The organism is Acinetobacter sp. AB03, from assembly GCF_058107045.1.
This window is the reverse complement of record NZ_JBUEBA010000039.1, coordinates 1-19,260: the sequence shown is the minus strand read 5'-3', so window position 1 is coordinate 19,260 and position 19,260 is coordinate 1. Positions and strand designations below refer to the sequence as shown.

Sequence of the window (19,260 nt, the reverse complement as noted above, 5' to 3'; positions counted from 1 at the left end):
ACGAGGCTTTTTTATTGTCTAAAATTTAGTTAGTATATACACAGCTTTAAAGCGAAAAGACTACAACGTTAGTTGGGTTGCAAATATATTTTTATTTTTATTTTTTAATTCAATCTCAGGCAATGTACGTTGTACGTTGTCTAAAGTGGAGCAGTTATGCAAGATTCTTCACAAGTCTGCATAAGTAAAGGAATTTCAGAAGATGAAATTTTTGGACTATCGCAGTCAATCAAAGACTCAATTATTAATGCCGAAACAAAAACCATGGATCTCTTGGGTTACGGCAACAAAATCAGTAATTTCATAGTCGAATGTTATCTAGATATTCCAGTTGTTGATCAATTCATTTTTTACTTAATGTTGGTGAATGCCAAAAATAAGTATGCACATCAGCTGCAGCGCGTTATCGCTGAAAAACCTGAATTATCCCAAATTGAAGCATTACAACTAGCGAACAACTTTGTTCTGAATTTTGAATACATCCGTCAAATTCTTTTATTCAAAAATAAAGCTAATTACCTTAGCAATGGCCGTATCAAATCTTTGGCATGGAATACGCTAAATAGTGTTGGTAAAGTGATGCTACCAATGAGCTCTTTACGCCAAATGGACAGCGAACCATTTTCAAGAAATGACGTAGACAGCGTAACTCATAAAAGAATGTTTGCCAGTACGGGCTATTTTGAATTAGATAACAATGCGTTTATTTGCTATCAGCTTGAAGAAACGTTGATTGCCAATCTATCTGAATTAGATTTTGATAAAAAGGGGCGCTACACAGTTCTCGACACTTTAACGGTTCTTGGATTTAAGGACCGTTTTGATCTTTATATGTATAACTTGATGAAGATCAATGAGTTTCGTGGCGAAGTGGTTATTCCTTACATTGACTTCAAAGCATTAACCGAGTTTTCAGTAGAATTTAAATACAAAGCAAGTGATTTTTACCGTAAACGACTTCTTGTTTCATTAGAAAGACTGAATAACAATCCATCTATTGAATTATTTATTTCTGTTAAGTATGAACCATGCAATAAGCGTACACCAGATCGTGACAATTTTTGCAATTATCGTTTTCAGATTCAGTTGAAGTCCAACTATCGTAAAGCGCTTAATACATTAAATGAAATGTGTGCAAAGGTTCAGGATGAACAGGGCAATGAGCTTAAAATCAGTAATGCGCTCTTCACTTCAGCAATTCGATTGAATAATGGTGAACCTGAAAAAGTAATAGAACTTGTTAAGGATCGTTTAGCTGCTTATACAACTAAGAATGGACCATCATATTTAGCTAAAAATCTTAATTTGGTTGCGTCTTATGTTACGCGAGCTCTAGAAGATCTATATAAAAGTAATCACTTCTTTGAAAGATTCCTAAACGATATGAAGCAAGCAGATAATTTACTTTATCTGAGAAATCGTGATAAGAAAGTTGAGATCGAAAACAAAAGTGCATCTACTTTCTCAAGCGAATTCATTAATATTCGCGACAAAGTTGATGTTACCACTTGTGAAATTCTTACAAACGCTGAGTACATTTCAAAGAAAACGGAAGCTACTGTAATTATTGATTATGCTTTCATACGTAATTCTATTTTTATTACACATCCTCATTTGCGCCACCAGCGAAATGCAGACGAGAAAAAATACATAGATCTCGTGTGTGAAAGCACAAAGCTTTGCCAAATATTCTTTGGTACGGGTAATGAAAATAAAAAAACGTTAACTCAAAACTATTTAACAGAACTCCTGTTTGAACATTTTTTTGATGATAATTTCCACTTGAACTCAGATGTATTAAAGAATCTTCTAAAAAAAGATAAGGACTATTGGGTACAAGAAAAGCAAAAGACATTTATGCGGTTGTGGAAACTTGCAAATGAGTTCAGTTTAAAAGCTATTAGTCCAGCGAACTACAACGGTAAAGAGAGTTCAGACAATGAATAATAAACTTTATTTATGTGCAATTTTTACGGCTACTATATTGAGTAGTAGTGCAAATGCCGATTTTAGTGATTGGTATAAAAAAGCAACTTCAAATGAAGATTCAACTCAGCAAGTGCCAGCTCAACAACAGCAAGCACCTGGTCAAATTCAACAGCAAGCACCAGTTCAGGTTCAGCAACAGCCGATACAGCAAAGACAATATAATTCTAATCGGAACACCACAGCTACGCGTTACCAAAACAATAATGCAAATGTCACTGGTGATTCTGGCCTTGAAGCACGAATGAATAACTTGAATTCGACCATTGAGAATCTAAACAAGTCATCAAAAAGTGGTGACAACCTCACGAATAACTATCTAAATATTGTTCAATTCATAGTGATAAACGAAGAAACACGTAAATTGGATGGTAAAGACAATACATCACTGATCAATAACATGTTGGCTGGTATTGTGAGTTGTCAGAATAAATACAAAGTCGATGTTATACAAAAAGTGAATAATCAACTCCCAAGAGATGTTGCTAACACCGTACAACGGTATTTAAGCCAGAATGGACGCTCTATTGGTGCAAACGGCAACTGTTTATACTAATTAAACCCCCTTTTAAAACCGTCCTTAAAAGGCGGTTTTTTTATTCTTAAAACATACCTATTTATTTTAAAACCACATTCTATATACTACTAACAGTTTAATGAATATTAATGTGGGTTTTATCATGATCAGTTCTAAAACAATATATGAACTATATCAATTGCTGAATCAATCCGAAGTACAAGAATTAAAATCATCTATAACTGAGACTTTTGGTGCAGATGTGGAAAGTGAAGTTGATAAAAGCCCGGTCTTACAGCAAAAGATCAATTATTTTATTTATCAATATATACATCTCAAGCATCCAGAAAGAACAGACAAGATCTTATTCGATGCAAATGAGTCGGCTCACGAGGTTGTAAAAACAGAACACCTTAAAAGTGAGCCAGTACCCTTATTAAAAGATTTTGTATCAAACAGCAGCAATAAAAGTTTAGCACCTGAAGAACAAAAAGATGTAATTGCAGTCACTTTACCAGCCGAATTATCTGACATTCCTGTTGAACCAACAAATCAAAACCATACAGGAAATAATGAAGTAAAACATGACTATAACATTATCCTTGATGGTCGAACTAAGCTAAATATATTGCTCGAAAGATATTTAAGTGGTGTTGATGATGTGGCTCGTGAAATCATTGTGAAGTGCTTTCTTGTTATCTCTATATTTGTAGCACTGATCTCTCTTGTTATGGTTCTTCTGAATACGACCAATATTAACCAGATCCAAGAAATGTATGATATTGGCCATAAAACATTCCTATTCCAATATGCTGAAGTCTGCAATGTAAATGTTGAAGTTGCAAAAGCGAATCCATGTGTTATCTCAGAAATCAATAAACGTATTTCTGAACTATCAAATAGCAGATTTTGGAACACGTTCGGGGTGGTGCTTTTCTCACTTTTATCGTGCTTTTTCTTCTACCATATCTCTACTTACCGTGATTCTAAAGATAAGCACAACGGCTAGTCTTAAAAGGAGGGTAGGGTGTTTTAAAATGGTCTTAAAAGGCCATTTTTTTATTTTAATAACAAAGTTTTATAGTTGATAAAAGGTATTCTAAAAGTATAATAGATACACTCTTAAAACTGGAATGCGTTGTGCTTTTTAAAATTCCAAAAACGGGTGAGATTGATTCAAGTGAACAATCGATGACAGGCCTGGTACTCAAATCGGCATACAACTTAGTTGCCATTTTCAATATTTGCTACATCTTTGTAGTTGTATTCTTTGTGTTTGAAATGTTTTTAAATACAACGATATACAAGATTAAATATCTACCAGAAACCCTCAATACTCCATCATATATATTGCAAATCATCATATTCATTTTATGTTTTTCTTCACTTCTGTATGCGATAAACAAAATGTTTGATGAAAAGTATATCCCTACACGCAAAGAAATCTATCTATTCCTTATCTCTTTTACTATCAATAGTTTATCAATGTTTAATTTTTTAGCTACCAAATAACACTGTAATACCAAGTTCCCACCGTAGCCTAAGCAAAAGTTACCTGTTTTTTTGGGTTTTAAAAGCAGTAAACAAGGGCAGAATTAAAACACAAAAAAATAAAATTAATAGTTTTAAAAAATATTTTTTAAAACTAAATCAGTGATAATATGTAACCAACGTTAAGTTTAAGAAAGTATATTATGTCTGATATTCGCAGCATCTATTTTTACGGTAATAATAAAAGCATCAAATTGGGTAAAAACCCAATCTTAAATACTGTCTTTGAAATTTTTCCAGCCACTAAAACCCCTTTAAAGCGGATTCTTAATCATAACCACCAGTGGGTTAGTAATTGCGCTTTTTACGTGCCTAACGATGTGAAAAGTGAATGGGTTAAAACGGTAACACTTTCAATTTTGACAATCTCAATTATGGCTTCCTTCCGTAATGCAATTGCACAGCAAAAAGGGTTGTCACCAAACGATGAAGCACTTGATGAAGAGGTAGAGAACCTTGTGCCAGATTCGTTATTCAATTCTGCTATTGAATTATCGGATCTTAAAAAAAGTTTATTAGAAGTTCTGCCAAATTTAATGAGCGAATACCTTGCACAAAACTTTGGTGAATACGAAAGCATTATTACAAACGGTGTAGCTAAGCTTTTTATTGATAACCATGAATTTTTGGATAAGCAACTTGATTCTGATGCTGGAACAGATAATCAGATTTCAATGTTAAATTTTACTGACAATGCAGATGAATTATTTCACACAACAAACTATATTTTAGTCCGTATTGCTGATTCAAATGAAAACTTGAAAATCAACTTTACTAACAGCAAACCACATGCAGAACACTTAGGCCGAATTCTGCATACATTGTTGGGGGATGAAAGTTTTGAGATCTCAAAAGGTTCAATTGAGATACCTAATGACGAAGATGGCCAAGAAATTTTCATCTTTGAAAAAGAAACGAACTTTATTGATTTTTACAATTCATTATTGCTGGAAGTTAGTTTTTTTCTAGATCATGCAACAGTCTTAGAGCATATAGAAAAGTATGCACCAATTAACCAAACACTAAGCAGTTTGAGTGAGAATTTAGAAAAGAATATTAACTTTGTCATTTCTTCATTCAAAGAAACTCGCGATCTATCTGCATATTTAGAAAGCCGTGCTCAAATCATAGGGTTAATTCATGAAGCTGCACAAATCGCCAGCATTGAAATACAGCCAGTTGCTCAGGCTAAGGACCTTAAATCGTTAATTGAATCGCATCACCTGGTTACTTTTAATGATAAAGACACCTTTAAACAATTTAATTTATTTTGAGGTGAATATGAAATTTGTTATTAAAAATGGCATTGGTACACGTAAAGTCGAAGTGGATCTCGCATTAGATATACCATTGGTGCTACAAAAATCCATTTCTGTAATTGAGTATGAAGATTTCTTTAAATATTTTAGTGAGCAACATTTTCACATTTGCAAATTTAGAACGTTGAACTTTAAAGATAATAGCGTAGAGGGAAGTAGTAAGGAATTAAATCGCTTTATCTGGCTTGCTATGGCACATCAAGCTTATATGGAGCGTAAAGCTTTACTACCAAGTAAATATATTGCGGATCTAGAAGCTTCAATTTCAAGCATGTTTAATTTAGAGAGCGAATCGCGAGAATGGTACCGAGCTATTCACAAAGCCATAGATGCTTACCTTAAATCACAATTTCCTGAAGCAATAGAGTTTTTACCTTCCAACATTGCACCACTGGATGAAGTGACTAAAATTCTTATGCAAGAAGTACAGCCAGTGATACCAGTTGCAGACGAGCCAGCGAAGCTTTATAGCTGATTCTAGAAATAATTAAGACATAAAAAAACCATCTAAAAATTAGATGGTTTTTTTTGTTTGTGTTTTTATAATTTTGCGAATACTTCAGGATTGTCATTCATAAACTGTTCAATGAAATCATTGTCTAATTCGACATGTTTTGGAAGCTTCTCATGTTCACGAACAATGGATTTTATAGATTCAATATTTTGCTGATTGAAAACAGGTGTTGTACGGCTCTTATAGCCAGTATCAGCCATCGCATAGCGATCATCAAACATACCTGAAGAGGTATTAGAATCGACTTCTGAGTCGCTTATAGATAGTGTTAAGTTGCGGTCTTCAGCTAACTTTAAAATGAATTCGTCAGAGATAAAGTTACGTAGCTCATGCAGCATAGATTCAACTTTATTGTGTTTAAAAAGCACCTTTGCAATTGAACGACAAGATAAGAAACCTTTTGTGATGTTTAGATCTAGTAATTTTTGAGGAATGATTGGATCGCTTTTCTTGTTGCTATTCGCGATCTGTTCAACTTCTTCATCAGTCATAGAAGCTATAATGTTTTTAAAGAAATTGCCATATTGAAACTTTTCAATTTTCTCCAGCATTGTCACTTGTTCTGTATCTAATAAGCAAAAAGAAATAGGTTTAAGCTTGCGTTGGTCGGTTTTGCTTAAACTGCCATTTTGGTTTAAGCGGTTCTCTTTGGTTTTAGCGTTAGTTTTAGAGTTAGTCATTTTAAACACCTTTCAATATGTTTTAAACTTTGGTTAATACCAATAATCATATTATAAGTGGTTTTAGCTAAAATACAAAAAATGAACATTTTGTTTTTTTAAAAAAATCTTTTAAATGTTTTTCGTATATACTATAAGAATATCTATCTTAAAAGGTATAACTCGTGATTAAAACTGATACAGGCGATACGGTTGGAGGGGGTTTAACGAATCCTCAGGATGAAGTTCTAGCATTGTTAGAAGAGTGCTTAAACTCTGAACAATATACAGCTCGTATTACTTATATTTGTGAAGATGGCGGTCAATTAGTAGGTAAAAAGGCAGCTTTAAAGATTTTAAAGGAACAAGAGGACAATGGTTTAATGCTGGTTCCAATACCAGTCTTAGGAAAACAACTAAGAGTCTGGAGTGGTTTAAGTAAAACCAAAATGTCTAGTCACACAGGATTGTACAACAATATACAGTGGTCAAACTTTGAAAGTGGCGAAAAGTTAATAACAAAGCAAGCGTGGACATTACTTCAACTTAGACTTGGGGTTCATCCAAAATACAAATTGGTTTTAAAAAATGAATTAGATGTCGAGTGAATTATATGTTAGTGAAATTAGCCCTTAGTGGTCATGCTTCTCCAGAAGCTTTAAGTAAATTTGAACGTATCAAAGCGTATGTGCCAGATAGCGCACCTGTTTTGGTCACATACTTTAATAAACAAGTTTTATTAAGTGATCTACTGGTTAATTTTTCTAATTTTTTACCATCGCTCGAAATCACAAAAGATAAAGACATGCTGGTTACGATTAGAGGAAATGAAACACCTTTAGTCGAATTTATTGTCAATTTAAAACTATACAGCATGAAATTAGGCAAACTTTTCTTTGAATTTGAGAATCAATTTAAAGAAAAAGAGCAAGACTTTAAGGGCTTTATTAAACGTCACAAACTTAAAGGTTTTGATCATGCCAATTTTGTTAATTACGTGAAACTAGGTGCATATGATAGTGCTTTAGACATTATCAAACACCAGTACGAAAGCGTTAAAAAAACATTCTTTGTACTGTTTAAAGATCGTTTCACCCTATTAGAAAGTAAGGGTTTTATTTAAGGATATTCTATGGAAATGTTAGATCCATCAAACACAAACCCTGGGCTCTTTTTAGTCATAATGGCTACGGCAATTGGTACCATACTTTTTGGTTTTTTAATTGTCGCTTTAATTGCACGATATAAGTTCAAGATTAGAGTTACGGTATCTAGTTTTATAGCTGCAGTTACTTTATCTGTATTTAGCTTTATATGCTTTGGTTCACTTGGTCCGATGGAACCTAAATACAGTACTTCAGTTGTTCAGCTTTATGCGTTGGGCTTACTGGCTGGTACTTTAATATTAAATATAGTTCTTCTGAAATTATTCAGCCCTAAAACTATTGAACAGTTAGCTTTGAAAGGTTTTAATAAGTCAGAAAATGAACAAAAAGAGCATTACAAAAACATCTTAAAAGAGTTTAAATGTATTACTGATTTGGAAGATAAAAACAAGCTTAATAAGCGCAGTTTTAACTTGTTAAATGTTTTTAAACATAAAGGAAAACAAAATGTTTGATTTTAAGATGAAATCTTTGTGTGTTTTGGCTGTTGCCGGATCTCTTTTAACTGGTTGCGTATCTAGTACTATTGATGGAATGGGTTCTAAACGCAAACAAATCATGTTGTATTCTGAAAAAGAATATCTTCAGCAAAGTACTCAGTCTTACAACAACATCATCACGACTGCTAAACAGCGTGGATTGATTGTGAATAACGCTCAAGTAAATAGAGTAGCAAAACGTCTTATCGCACAAGTTCCACATTATCGAGCTGACGCAGCAAATTGGAATTGGGAAGTTAATACAATCCGAGATAATGAAATCAACGCGTTTTGTCTATCTGGAGGCAAGATCGGTGTGTTGACTGGTTCTATCACAAAAATTAATGCAACTGATGATGAATTGGCTGCACTGATCGGCCACGAAATTGCACATGCTTTACGTGATCATGGGCGTGAAAAGGTAAGTAAAAAGCTTTTAACTGGTTTAGGTGTGCTTGCAGCTAGTTCGGCTGGTCTTGGTGACATGGTTGTATCTGGCACAAGTTTACTAGGCGATTATGGGGTTAACTTACCTGGTTCGCGCAAACTTGAAAGTGAAGCGGATCTTCTAGGTGTTGATATTATGGTTCGTGCTGGTTACAACCCACAGGGCGCAGTCAGCTTTTGGAATAAAGTAGTAGCCCAAGAAAAACAGGGCACTAAAATTGATTTCTTATCAACGCATCCTACTTCAGAAAAAAGAATTGTAGCGATCCAAGAATACATCAACCAAAATTACAGGAAATAATATAAGGAGCTGGTTATGGATATTTACACAGTTATCCGAGTGAGCAAAAAGTTGTTTGACCACGGTTATGTTGTAATACCAGAACACAAAGTAGATTTTAAATCGGCTTTACTGCTCTTAAATGAACAAACCGTTGATGATCGATTTCTAATATCTAAAGATATAGTAGGTGCTGAAATCAGAGGGAATTTTGCCTTAATTGAAAAGGAGGGGAAGTTTCAATTGTTTACCAAAGGAATAGATTACTTTTGTTTGAATGTTGAGCCTGAAAAATCCAGTACTGATCCTAAACCTGAAAAAGAGGTAAAAAAGAGTAAAGTAGTTCTCAAAAACCGTTATTTATATAAAAGTGGCGTGAAGAAGATAGGGGAGCTGGACACGTACAAGAAAAGAAGCGTCAAGATTACGAATGTAGGAAAACCATTTGTACTAAAACAAAAATTGCATGACGTTCCAGATTGGCTTTTTGAAAAGCTAAAAGACCAAGATGTATGTTGGATCTATTTTGAATATGCTGAAGAACAATTATCAGAGGCACCAATAGAAACTGCACCAATCAATTTAAAAAGTGACATTGAAAGTTGTGTTAAATACTTTAAGTTACATGGTGAAAAAACAAGAAAAAAACCAATTATCAATGCTGAAGCACCAGGTAACGTAAACCTATTCAGATATTGTGATTTACGGCGCATTGATCAGGAATTAAAAGTCTTATTTGTTTGTAGTGAAAACTATCTTTGGTTACTGGAACAAAATAGACAAGATCCACTACCTAACATCAAATTAAACAATATTAGTTTTGGCGGTTGGATCATTCCCAAGACGACAAACCAAGATATGTTGAATAAGCTAATAATGTTAGATAAAGAATTAAAAACGAATCCAGATGCTTATCTTCTAAGTGTACGAGAGTAAAGTACTCTCGTACAATAACTATTGTAATGCTACTAATTAAGTTGCTTAAATCTAAATAATTAAACATAGCTGCAAACATGAATCTCAATTTTTTATTCGGCTTTATCATAATTATTGTTGGCGGTGGTGCAGCAATAGTTGCGCTTCGTTCAATGTTAGAAAATGAAATTTTTATGAAGGATAGTATATGGCTATGAATAATTCTAAATTCGATAAATACTTATTGCGCTCATTTTTAAAAAATACTGGACTTGCAATAATTTCAATTAGTGCAATAGCATTGGTTATATTTGCATGTTATGTGGTTTATATAGGAATAGGAAAAGCATCAACTTATGTATTCAATAACTTTGTACTAACTCTAAAAACTATTGGCTATATCGTATTATTTTTAATCGCTTTAAATTTAGTTATCTGTTTTATTGAAAATGTTATCAAAGAAGCCAATCAAAAAAGGAGTGAAGATAGTTCAGAAGATAATGTATGAGGGTAATAAAAAGTATCATACTGGCTTACTCTCAACACTTTGATTTTTTGGTCTTTATCTCCATCAAGTGTATTTTCTAAAATATAGTATGAATCTTTTACCCTCATACACTAAGGGGTTAAGAAAGGTTTCGGCAAGAAACGCCCCTCAACAAAACACCTACGATAAAAAAGTTTTAGTGATCGTGGTGATCTGTATCAATTACGTCATTATTGTTTGCATTAAACTTAGCCTGCTCTTTATAAAAATTATAGTCGGCATTGTCGTATACAAGCTCTTTTGGGTAAGGGATACCCATTTCATCAAGCTTTAAAGCGTAATAATGCGGTATTGGCTTGGTTGGATTGAAGTATGGTTCAGGGTAGTACTGAGTAACGACTTTAGCGGAGTAGGAATTAACGAGTTGATCTACATCGCTTTCTATTGTTTTTTGTTGGTCATTGTAATAAGAGTCAACAAGCTCTTTGTCTGAGTGGCTTGCTGCACAACCTGAAAATATTAAAGGTATTAAAATAGCGATAATTCTATAATGTTTCATTTTAAATAGGCCCAGGTGTAGTGTATATTTAATGGAACGTTAAAATACTTTTGATTATACATGACTTTTAAAGATGCTGTAACACCACCTTTTAGCAGAGGAAAAAGAGAACATAAGTTCTTGGCTAAAATGTTAAAATCTGAAAAAGATAAGATTAAGCTTTATACCAAAAGTTTAAGAAAAATTACTTTTAATGAGCTTTTAATTAGAGCAACTTTAATTTTAGTTGTGGTTTTTGCGTTAAGTTTTTGTATCTTTGGCGTATACCTATCTTTGAACGGTTTATTCTCAAAAGATGTGCATTTAGGAATGATTGGCATTATAGGTGATAGTAGTAGAATAATATTATGTACCATCTCAGCTATATTGTGCGCGGTTACAGCTTTCAAACTGTTTAAGAAAGCAAAAATTGACTGGAAAGAACATCAGTCATCAAAACGATATGCCAAAGCAATAACGAAAGAGTACCAGTCATTAAATAATTTGATTTTGGAACAGATTAAACAAGATAAAACAGGCAGTTATTGGCTGAACAGCAAAGAGATCCTGAGCATAACAGAGCAATACGAAGATAACATAAATGAAAACACAAAAGATTATCTGGTAAGTTTTACGCAAGATACGACTAAAAAGTATGTTAGGTTTTACATATATAATAATTCGCATATCTCTAATGGGTATACCAATGTTTTACATATACACTCGACTACTTTAACAATTTATTCACACTGTCTAAGTTATTCGGATTCGTTGAGTGTTAAAGACCTTTTAGATATTTCTGTTAAAAGTATTTGCATAAATTATTAGTTTTACTATAATACTTTTAAGAACAAAATTTAAATGTTTCTTACGACATTAAAAGAATGGGAGGCTTATAGCTTCCCATTTTTCTTTTTAAAATAACTATTATTTTTCTAAAACATCATTTGCCTTTTTCTCAAAACCCTTAACTTCTGCTAAAAGTTCTTCATTTTGGGCCATTGTGTCAGTAAAGGTCTGTTTCGAGAATTTAATGAATTCCAATGCATCATTGATCGATTGCTCTTTGCTTGGCTTCACGTACTTCGGGAGCTTATTGAATTCAGTATCCACATTTCTTTTGATCGCAGAAAAGTCTTTATCAAGCGACTCGAATGCTGCACTGGTTGACTCAAGCTGTATACGTTCAGAAACTCTATGGTCGATGTTTTGGAACACCAGGAACACACATACAAAAACTAAACTAGCAATTAAACTATTTTTTAGAACAACTGTATCCATTTTAAAACCCTTTAACATTTCTTTGATATTTTTAGTATAATCACTTTAATGTCTTTAAAATTTTTTTAAAAAATATGTCTAAAGCCTCCAACGTTGAGCTCTTAAACTTTTATAGTCTTGTTAAAGTACCTTTTAAATATGCTCACAAAGAGGTGTTGTTCTCCATTTCTATTTTATATTTTAACGGTAAAACTAAATCATACGTTCATTATCACAAATTTGAAGATGAAGAATTGCAGACTGTTCTAGGGTATGTGGTTTCGGAGAGTCTGGCGTGGACCTTTGGATCTTTGAAAACTGATAAATTCACTGTTAATCAGAATTTTATTTTCAATACTGTGCAAGAAGTGGAAAAAAGCCTTAAAGAACAAATAAATGCTTTATATAAAAGCACGGGTATAAATGCTAAGTTTTCCATGCAATATGCCTTAAAGGATAAGCCATCTGCAGAAAACAACGACTTATTAGAGAAGATATTTGCGATTGATAAAATGCTACCATTTGCTTTTACATTTAATAATAACGGCGGTTATGAAGTTGCATTAAAAGAATGTTCGTTAAAACTAATTAATGATATTGGGTTTTTCGCTTAAAAGTCCTTAAACTATTAAATACCACTTCATTAATACCTATTTTTAATTATAATGTGGGGTATTAGTAGTTTTAAGTTAGGTCATTAATTAGTGAATAAGAAAACCCTTACCATAGCGATATTGTCAGTTTTGCTATTTGGTTGTGATAAGTTAAAGCCTTCAAATACTGATACTGCATCTCAAGAAGAACAAATAGATCCCATTGAAAAGAAAGTTGAGGAACAAGTTCGCAAATATGATGAACGTGTTACCACTTACAATCCATCTAACTACAAATTACCTCAATCAAGCCTTTCTACCACCAGCCACAAAGTAGCGTGTAATTTTGGTGTAGGGGGAGATCTACCAGCTTTGGCATCAAATGGCATGTTCTCACAGCCGTTATATCGTATTGAAGCTGAGCAGATCATGGATAAAGTTCAGGGCGATGTGATGTATGCCCCTTATTCAATCGCGACATCTGTTGAGGGTGATGTTTTATATGAATCTGAAATTGATAGCTTTGATCGACAGTTAAATACATTACGAAGTTATCAAATTAAATCATCTGAACAAAATATCATTTCGTCATCTGGCTTTTACACCAATTCAAACAAAGCTGTTCGTATGGCACCTATCCGCAGTTACCCGGTTGCTTATGTGAAGCGCTTGGACGGCGATATTGTTTCTACATCTATGTTTAATGATGCATGCGACAAAGAAGTAGGTGTACGTAACTACAAATGGCGCGAAATTGATGTGTCGGGCAAACCATATGCAAGTTTAGCATCCACTGTATCTGAGCAAATTGTTCGGGTGAATCAGTTTGGCATGTTCACCAGTGCATCAAATTTTTACAGCTACTTCAGTAGTGAGTTTGGCAACTTCTTGGATGCAAATAACAAGTTTAGATCCGCATTGGAGAAATCAGGACGTTTCCCTAAAGGTTCAAAAATCTACGTTCCATCTGAGATTAAAACGACTGATGAAACACTGGTGATTACGAAGAACCCTGAGCTTGAAATTACAGACTTCCAAAAAGACAAGGTTTTAGAGGCATACAACAAAGAGGCCAAAATACGGAATCTTGGCCAGATCGTATTCAAGGTCTACAACCTCAAAAACAATACTGTTTTCTATACACCATGGAATGAAACCAAGCACCGTGAAGCGGTCGAGTTTGAACCTATTGTTGTTATCGATGGCAAGGCTTATTCAGCAGTTTGGCATGTTCCTAATACTTTGACATTCAATGATTCGACCAGTGCTGGAAACTTAACGTATTACAACGCTACGGCGCATAACGCATTCGTCAATGCTGTTAAAGGTATATACCAAGGTCAGCAAAGCATGGTTGGTACAGAGCACGAAGATGATACCGAATATTCAATGAAGACTGCAGTTGAATACCAGAAAGCCCAGGCAGAGAAATAATATGGAATTAAGCACTATTGAAAAGAATACCGAAGCTCAAGACATTCAATCTGATGCGTATGACCAGCGTGTACATTCAGTATTGATAGTACCTGAACATGCCCTAAAAAAAATTGAGTCGATGATTTTGGCTACTGGTCATGTACAAAGTGACAGTACCAATCTTTTAGAAGTTTTAAGGCCAATGCCTGAAGAATTCAGAAAAGACGTTGATAACACCGAATTTACAGAAAAAGAAAACGGCGACATCGGTGATGCAGCCGTGGTCATTGTTGATTGTTTGATTCACGACACAAAACGCGGTGTTTGGATCTCTCAAAATTGGGGTTGTGGTAGTCCTAAATTCACCAAGCTTATTCAGGCTGGAGCTGAGCCACCAATTGAACTGATTGCCAAAAATAAGGGGGATAAGTTTAGTGCGACTTTAACGCACGAATTTCAAAAAGCGTATGAGCGAATGGGTTATACCCAAAAACAGGTCGGTTATATACACATCCTATCAAATGGTACACCAACGACTTTCTTTAACTACCTGAGTGACGAATTGCTGTGCAAACTGGAATTCATATCAGTAGACAACAACCGTTTAAACGCCTCACAAACTAACTTTTATAGTGCCGTAGAGCGAGGATCTGTTTCAGATTGGGGAGTGAGCTATCACAGAAAACCTTTTAACTTAGAAAATTACCCGATCAATTCTCTATTGGTGTCGGGATTAACAATAACTTTTATTTTGTACCTGATTTACAGCTATCTCTTTGGAGCTTAATACCAAATGAAATATTTAAACAGAACATCTCAAGATCGCGAAAAACATCATTACTTTAATCAACAACAGGGCGACAATAGAAAACAGCACAATCCGAACCATCGTCACCACTCTATTAGCTTAAATGATGTATTTCGGTCGTTATTAGCCCTTACTCAACTAGACAAAGACATCCCGACATTGATCAAGCTTTTTGAAGAACAAGGGCTTGAAATATGCGAAACGCGTGTACGCACTTGGTCAACACCCGTGCATATCAACAATAGACCAATACCACACATTATTTTTGTTGGTTTTATGAATTTACTTGAGTGCATCAATGCTGAAGCAAAACTCAAAGATATTAATCTGTTTGATCTGTCAGAAATCTTGGACGATATACGCAACTAACAATTATGTGGTTTAGCTATGACTGAAGAAATAAATAGTAATGAAAAAAAAGATGGTCCTATTACGGATGTAGGTAAAAAGTTTGCTGGTGCACGTAAAGACAACCCATCACCAGACTTCTCAGGCAACATGAATGGAATTAAGTCTGACAGCCTAGTGACTAAAAAGGAATATTGGCAAAAGCCTGATTTTAGAGCTGATGCCCAATCTGGCCATAAACCTGTAAAACATGCACTATTATTTTCTTTGGTCTATGCAAACTTAACCAACAAGCCTTTAGGGGGCGGTTGGTTTAGCATAGGTCAAAAGCAATGGGATGATGCCTACATTGCTACGCTACACTTCTTAAAAAACAAATATGAAAGCTCACACTACGAACGTTTAGAACAACTGACAGACGACTTTAATGCGTACATGACCGTTAAGTTTGGTGCTGGACGAAGTGAAAAAGATATTTTAGAACGCTACTCAGCTGGACGACATACCAATCGCAGAGTTAAACACCCACTATCATTTAGTTCAGACACACGTTTACGCTTAAAAAACTTAATCCCTTTAGGATGGCCAGACGATCGTGTACTTGATACGGATAATTATGGTGCCAAAAAATTATTAAACACTGAGACTGGTCAACATAAGTGGTATGCCGTTAAATCCATTTCAGCAAAGCGGTTTCAAACACTAGATGATTGGACGGAATACGACACATTCAATGCAGCACTAGAAAAAGTAAAAACATTTTTTCAGCCAATTTTAGATGAACGAGTCATAGAACCCAAAAAAGGACGCGCAAAACCACCCAAAAGACCGCGCTACGACAGAGTTGAAGTGCGCGAGGGTAAGGACCATCGAAAGGGTGAAAACATCGATAGCCAGTTGCTTATGGACTATTTCAAATTTTCTGGAGTCGAGTTCGGCAATTGGGTAAATCAAAAGGAACGTGCATGGTTTCTGAATTGCACGTATGACTCACTAATGGATCTTGTCGAACTTCTAGGTCTACCCGTTACGTTCGCATCTTTAGGCGGTAAGCTAGGAATAGCATTCGGTTCGCGTGGCACAGGCGTTGATAGCGCAGCAGCTCACTTTGAACCAGGTAATATGCTTATTCATTTGACCAAGACGCAAGGTGTTGGAGCACTAGCCCATGAGTTCGCGCACGGATTTGATTGTGTTTTGGCAAAACGAAACGGACTCAATAATAACTTTTTTAGCGAATACTTTCTTTACACCAGTAAAGGGCGTTACTCAGTACAGAATCATCAAGAGTCAGCATACAAACATCTTAAAGATGGCCAGACTGCAGATAAGTTTATCAAGCTGGTTAATTATCTTACTTTTAAGTCAACCAAATACCTTGATTACGAAGAAAGACAAGGCGGTACGGGCTTTATGAATAACGCCATGCACCTAGATCAATCACGGTCAATGTATTGGTCACAGCCAACAGAAATCTTTGCCAGACTGTTTGAATGTTGGGTGACGGATAAGCTGGCTGAAAATGATCAACAAAATGGGTTTTTGGTGCACGGCACAGAAGAGTCGGCAAATAGTTGGAATATGAAGTTAAGCGCATATCCAACAGGCAGAGAACGGGCAATTTTAGTTGATTTGATGGATGATTGGCTAAAAGCATTAGTGAGGTCGTGGACGAAATGAATGCAATCACTAAGACCTCAAAAAAAGAACGGATCTTATTCAATAATCCCAAAGCAACACGACTTTACAGGGAAGCAATAACAGAGCTTATTGCGTTTAAACCTTGGGAAGTTAACGCCACTGAGAATATGCTTACGATCTGCAACACCTACCGCTATGTCGTGAATAAACGTTGTTGTTTAGGGTACGAGTTTTGGTGTTACGACCGAAGCGAAAAAGAATGGGTACGTGTTAAGCCCTCAAGCGGTCGCCACAACTATGGGAAAAACTGGTGCAAAACAAATGACAAAAACAATGGTCTACAAGGCAGTAAAACGAGCAGATTTTGAGTATTCAAACGCAGCGCGTGGATACGTGTATCGGGGAGAGAAAATATCTGATGCTGAAGCGGAAAAACTAAAGCATAAATGGGCTAAAAAAGACCTGATGGACAATGCAAAAAAAGATGGATCGTTCACACCAGAATCATTAGAAATGTTCAAAACCTTGGTGAATCATGTATCACCACGGGAGTTGACCGCCAAACAGCAAGCTTTGACATACCATAGCCTTAAACGCTACACAGATTGCGTATTTAACCTTTATGAAGTCACCGCTAAACAAACACCTCCAGCAAAACTAAAACGACCGTACAGCATGCCTAGACTGGATGGTACGGATAACCCTTGGAACCAAGGCAAACGAGAAAACGATGTCTATATATACAAGGGGATTGAGTACAAAGGCATTGAAGCGGAAACAGCAATGCATAAAGTGGTGATTGCATCAGAATTAACGGCAATTGCCGGATTGGATAATCAGTTAGCGAATCTGGCCAACGAAACAGGTGTAGCGTTGTTTTCAGAATTTATTGAAGTTGCACACCAGAACAATGATTTAAAGGATTTAACATATGTAGTTTTTGATTATGTAAAACATCTAATTGTGACGATTGATCGCTATTTTGATTTAAAACTGAAATCTAACGTGTCGGTCAGTATTTCAGTGAACCGAGTAGCTGGCTATTCAAGGTATAGCATAGTTCAACGGAAATAGACGCACGAACGCAACCAGTGACATTACATGTGTCGTCAATGACAGCTTATGTGTCTCGAACGTGCACGTAATTTTGGATTGATTGGTTTGAATGCAGAAAATGTAAATTATGCAAAGTAACACCATGAATATAGCTGATGATTGTACGGTAGTACGTAGACCGTATCAAAGAATGACGACAGCTAACATGCTTAAGATTTGTTATAATAAACAAATTGTTAGTATCTAAACGACACATGAGCTGTCATTTTTTGGAAATTGCGACTACCCTATTCATTTTAATTCGAACTTTAACTTATGTTCACCTGAAGTCTAGTTAATAAAACTTTTAATAATTTTATTTATTATTTTCAATAACTTATATAAATAAAAAAATAATTATAAATTTTTGGTTCATGAACCTAATGAATTTATTGATACTTTTATAAAATAGAGTTAATTTGTCCGAGAGATATGGGTAGATATCTATTTTTGGTCTTTTTAGTGATTAGAGATATGACCATTGTCATCAAATTTTAAGGAACTCCTTAAGTTTTTTTCTTATAATTCAATAAAATAATTTTGAATACTCAAAAATTAAATGTAATATAAGTCACATTATGAACCGTTAAGTGAAATACGTTTTGCTTAAACGAATGATTGAGTTAGATCATCTAAATGATGATCGTGCTAGAAGACTCAGGTTTTACACCAAAATATTTGGCAGACTTTATTTTAAATACAATCCTAAACTGAATATAAAAAACCTTCGGAGGGCTTATTTGGCCAAACTAACCATCAACCTGAAAAAACTAAATTCTTACGCTAAGTATTTTTTCTAAAAGACACCGTACATATAGCATTACTTTATGTTAATAAAAATTTAGCATCATTTTTGACGCTTATTTGTTGTATGTGCAAAAGCAAGACATTTTAAATAAAGAATCTTTTAATATGAAAGTTACATATCCAGAGACAGGTATATACGAGCACGAACTCAAAGCAATTGATAAGATTAAAAAGGTCTTTGATCGTGGCGAAAAAACTAAAAACTGGCGAGCATATGCTGGTTTTGAATTTATGCATAAAAATGGAAAAAAAGCAGTAGCGAAAGGTAGTTCTGAGAAATTTGAATATGATCTCCTAATTATTACTCATGCAAACATTTTGGTCATTGAATTCAAGGACTGGAACGGTAAGGAAATTACAAAAGTTGCAGGAAAATGGTACGTAGGTAATAAAGAGCAAGATTCATGCCCTGTAGCTAAAAATGTAAAAAAAAT

Annotated in this window: 22 protein-coding genes; 19 read left to right on the top strand and 3 right to left on the bottom strand. The window is 34.7% G+C overall.

The window, feature by feature from the left end:
- Positions 1 to 156 precede the first annotated feature (156 nt).
- The 5 genes from ACY3FQ_RS17560 to ACY3FQ_RS17540 all read left to right on the top strand — a co-directional run bounded on the left by ACY3FQ_RS17560 (position 157) and on the right by ACY3FQ_RS17540 (position 5,848).
- Entirely contained in the window at positions 157 to 1,947 is a 1,791-nt protein-coding gene (locus tag ACY3FQ_RS17560) for a hypothetical protein (protein WP_005005779.1), read from the top strand.
- The gene (locus ACY3FQ_RS17555) at positions 1,940 to 2,542 is read left to right on the top strand and encodes a hypothetical protein (RefSeq protein WP_005005776.1); all 603 of its coding nucleotides are present in this window, start codon (positions 1,940 to 1,942) and stop codon (positions 2,540 to 2,542) included. Before ACY3FQ_RS17560 ends, ACY3FQ_RS17555 begins: the two co-directional genes overlap by 8 nt.
- Positions 2,543 to 2,666: 124 nt before the next feature.
- Positions 2,667 to 3,512, top strand: a complete 846-nt coding sequence (locus tag ACY3FQ_RS17550; RefSeq protein ID WP_024160863.1) for a hypothetical protein — start codon at positions 2,667 to 2,669, stop codon at positions 3,510 to 3,512.
- A gap of 685 nt (positions 3,513 to 4,197) precedes the next feature.
- Positions 4,198 to 5,328 carry a hypothetical protein gene (locus tag ACY3FQ_RS17545; protein WP_005005771.1) on the top strand — a complete coding sequence of 377 codons (1,131 nt, stop codon included), beginning with the start codon at positions 4,198 to 4,200 and terminating at the stop codon, positions 5,326 to 5,328.
- A gap of 7 nt (positions 5,329 to 5,335) precedes the next feature.
- Entirely contained in the window at positions 5,336 to 5,848 is a 513-nt protein-coding gene (locus ACY3FQ_RS17540) for a hypothetical protein (RefSeq protein ID WP_005005767.1), read from the top strand.
- A 65-nt stretch (positions 5,849 to 5,913) separates the two neighbouring features.
- Here ACY3FQ_RS17540 and ACY3FQ_RS17535 read toward each other — a convergent pair whose 3' ends face one another.
- Positions 5,914 to 6,567: a hypothetical protein gene (locus ACY3FQ_RS17535; RefSeq protein ID WP_005005764.1), complete on the bottom strand. Its 654-nt coding sequence runs from the start codon at positions 6,565 to 6,567 to the stop codon at positions 5,914 to 5,916.
- 164 nt (positions 6,568 to 6,731) lie between these two features.
- Here ACY3FQ_RS17535 and ACY3FQ_RS17530 point away from each other — a divergent pair, with 164 nt between their 5' ends.
- From ACY3FQ_RS17530 to ACY3FQ_RS17505, 6 genes are all read left to right on the top strand, one after another.
- Complete coding sequence (locus tag ACY3FQ_RS17530) at positions 6,732 to 7,154, top strand: hypothetical protein (protein ID WP_065995271.1); 423 nt, start codon at positions 6,732 to 6,734, stop codon at positions 7,152 to 7,154.
- Positions 7,155 to 7,159: 5 nt separating this feature from the next.
- A complete protein-coding gene (locus tag ACY3FQ_RS17525) occupies positions 7,160 to 7,669 on the top strand; it encodes a hypothetical protein (RefSeq protein ID WP_005005759.1) in 510 nt (169 codons plus the stop codon).
- 9 nt (positions 7,670 to 7,678) lie between these two features.
- Positions 7,679 to 8,167 (top strand): hypothetical protein, encoded by a 489-nt coding sequence (locus tag ACY3FQ_RS17520; RefSeq protein WP_005005757.1) that lies wholly within the window; start codon positions 7,679 to 7,681, stop codon positions 8,165 to 8,167.
- Positions 8,160 to 8,939 carry a M48 family metallopeptidase gene (locus ACY3FQ_RS17515; protein WP_005005756.1) on the top strand — a complete coding sequence of 260 codons (780 nt, stop codon included), beginning with the start codon at positions 8,160 to 8,162 and terminating at the stop codon, positions 8,937 to 8,939. Before ACY3FQ_RS17520 ends, ACY3FQ_RS17515 begins: the two co-directional genes overlap by 8 nt.
- 15 nt (positions 8,940 to 8,954) lie before the next feature.
- Positions 8,955 to 9,854 carry a hypothetical protein gene (locus ACY3FQ_RS17510; protein WP_005005753.1) on the top strand — a complete coding sequence of 300 codons (900 nt, stop codon included), beginning with the start codon at positions 8,955 to 8,957 and terminating at the stop codon, positions 9,852 to 9,854.
- 187 nt (positions 9,855 to 10,041) lie between these two features.
- The gene (locus ACY3FQ_RS17505; protein ID WP_005005752.1) at positions 10,042 to 10,341 is read left to right on the top strand and encodes a hypothetical protein; all 300 of its coding nucleotides are present in this window, start codon (positions 10,042 to 10,044) and stop codon (positions 10,339 to 10,341) included.
- Positions 10,342 to 10,516: 175 nt separating this feature from the next.
- Here the strand turns inward: ACY3FQ_RS17505 and ACY3FQ_RS17500 are convergent, their stop codons facing one another.
- Entirely contained in the window at positions 10,517 to 10,879 is a 363-nt protein-coding gene (locus tag ACY3FQ_RS17500) for a hypothetical protein (RefSeq protein ID WP_005005750.1), read from the bottom strand.
- A 60-nt stretch (positions 10,880 to 10,939) separates the two neighbouring features.
- On the opposite strand from ACY3FQ_RS17500, the gene ACY3FQ_RS17495 reads away from it, so the two are divergent.
- A complete protein-coding gene (locus tag ACY3FQ_RS17495; protein ID WP_005005749.1) occupies positions 10,940 to 11,686 on the top strand; it encodes a hypothetical protein in 747 nt (248 codons plus the stop codon).
- A gap of 99 nt (positions 11,687 to 11,785) precedes the next feature.
- On the opposite strand, the gene ACY3FQ_RS17490 is transcribed toward ACY3FQ_RS17495, so the two are convergent.
- On the bottom strand, positions 11,786 to 12,139 hold the full coding sequence (locus ACY3FQ_RS17490) for a hypothetical protein (protein WP_005005748.1): 354 nt from the start codon (positions 12,137 to 12,139) through the stop codon (positions 11,786 to 11,788).
- 74 nt (positions 12,140 to 12,213) lie between these two features.
- Here ACY3FQ_RS17490 and ACY3FQ_RS17485 point away from each other — a divergent pair, with 74 nt between their 5' ends.
- The 7 genes from ACY3FQ_RS17485 to ACY3FQ_RS17455 form a co-directional block, all read left to right on the top strand.
- Positions 12,214 to 12,732, top strand: coding sequence for a hypothetical protein (locus tag ACY3FQ_RS17485; protein ID WP_005005747.1), 519 nt, complete (start codon positions 12,214 to 12,216; stop codon positions 12,730 to 12,732).
- Positions 12,733 to 12,822: 90 nt separating this feature from the next.
- Entirely contained in the window at positions 12,823 to 14,145 is a 1,323-nt protein-coding gene (locus ACY3FQ_RS17480; protein WP_005005746.1) for a hypothetical protein, read from the top strand.
- A gap of 1 nt (position 14,146) precedes the next feature.
- Complete coding sequence (locus tag ACY3FQ_RS17475) at positions 14,147 to 14,914, top strand: hypothetical protein (protein WP_489774545.1); 768 nt, start codon at positions 14,147 to 14,149, stop codon at positions 14,912 to 14,914.
- 6 nt (positions 14,915 to 14,920) lie between these two features.
- Positions 14,921 to 15,304, top strand: a complete 384-nt coding sequence (locus tag ACY3FQ_RS17470) for a hypothetical protein (protein ID WP_005005744.1) — start codon at positions 14,921 to 14,923, stop codon at positions 15,302 to 15,304.
- A gap of 18 nt (positions 15,305 to 15,322) precedes the next feature.
- The gene (locus tag ACY3FQ_RS17465) at positions 15,323 to 16,963 is read left to right on the top strand and encodes an LPD1 domain-containing protein (RefSeq protein ID WP_005005743.1); all 1,641 of its coding nucleotides are present in this window, start codon (positions 15,323 to 15,325) and stop codon (positions 16,961 to 16,963) included.
- 228 nt (positions 16,964 to 17,191) lie between these two features.
- On the top strand, positions 17,192 to 17,998 hold the full coding sequence (locus ACY3FQ_RS17460; protein WP_010591556.1) for a hypothetical protein: 807 nt from the start codon (positions 17,192 to 17,194) through the stop codon (positions 17,996 to 17,998).
- Positions 17,999 to 18,892: 894 nt separating this feature from the next.
- A partial coding sequence (locus tag ACY3FQ_RS17455; RefSeq protein WP_489774543.1) for a nuclease-related domain-containing protein occupies positions 18,893 to 19,260 on the top strand: 368 nt, incomplete at its 3' end.

Coding starts and splice junctions, on each gene's coding strand:
- ACY3FQ_RS17560 (WP_005005779.1), top strand. CDS start 157: ATGCAAGATTCTTCACAAGTCTGCATAAGTAAAGGAATTTCAGAAGAT.
- ACY3FQ_RS17555 (WP_005005776.1), top strand. CDS start 1,940: ATGAATAATAAACTTTATTTATGTGCAATTTTTACGGCTACTATATTG.
- ACY3FQ_RS17550 (WP_024160863.1), top strand. CDS start 2,667: ATGATCAGTTCTAAAACAATATATGAACTATATCAATTGCTGAATCAA.
- ACY3FQ_RS17545 (WP_005005771.1), top strand. CDS start 4,198: ATGTCTGATATTCGCAGCATCTATTTTTACGGTAATAATAAAAGCATC.
- ACY3FQ_RS17540 (WP_005005767.1), top strand. CDS start 5,336: ATGAAATTTGTTATTAAAAATGGCATTGGTACACGTAAAGTCGAAGTG.
- ACY3FQ_RS17535 (WP_005005764.1), bottom strand. CDS start 6,567: ATGACTAACTCTAAAACTAACGCTAAAACCAAAGAGAACCGCTTAAAC.
- ACY3FQ_RS17525 (WP_005005759.1), top strand. CDS start 7,160: ATGTTAGTGAAATTAGCCCTTAGTGGTCATGCTTCTCCAGAAGCTTTA.
- ACY3FQ_RS17520 (WP_005005757.1), top strand. CDS start 7,679: ATGGAAATGTTAGATCCATCAAACACAAACCCTGGGCTCTTTTTAGTC.
- ACY3FQ_RS17515 (WP_005005756.1), top strand. CDS start 8,160: ATGTTTGATTTTAAGATGAAATCTTTGTGTGTTTTGGCTGTTGCCGGA.
- ACY3FQ_RS17510 (WP_005005753.1), top strand. CDS start 8,955: ATGGATATTTACACAGTTATCCGAGTGAGCAAAAAGTTGTTTGACCAC.
- ACY3FQ_RS17505 (WP_005005752.1), top strand. CDS start 10,042: ATGGCTATGAATAATTCTAAATTCGATAAATACTTATTGCGCTCATTT.
- ACY3FQ_RS17500 (WP_005005750.1), bottom strand. CDS start 10,879: ATGAAACATTATAGAATTATCGCTATTTTAATACCTTTAATATTTTCA.
- ACY3FQ_RS17495 (WP_005005749.1), top strand. CDS start 10,940: ATGACTTTTAAAGATGCTGTAACACCACCTTTTAGCAGAGGAAAAAGA.
- ACY3FQ_RS17490 (WP_005005748.1), bottom strand. CDS start 12,139: ATGGATACAGTTGTTCTAAAAAATAGTTTAATTGCTAGTTTAGTTTTT.
- ACY3FQ_RS17485 (WP_005005747.1), top strand. CDS start 12,214: ATGTCTAAAGCCTCCAACGTTGAGCTCTTAAACTTTTATAGTCTTGTT.
- ACY3FQ_RS17475 (WP_489774545.1), top strand. CDS start 14,147: ATGGAATTAAGCACTATTGAAAAGAATACCGAAGCTCAAGACATTCAA.
- ACY3FQ_RS17470 (WP_005005744.1), top strand. CDS start 14,921: ATGAAATATTTAAACAGAACATCTCAAGATCGCGAAAAACATCATTAC.
- ACY3FQ_RS17465 (WP_005005743.1), top strand. CDS start 15,323: ATGACTGAAGAAATAAATAGTAATGAAAAAAAAGATGGTCCTATTACG.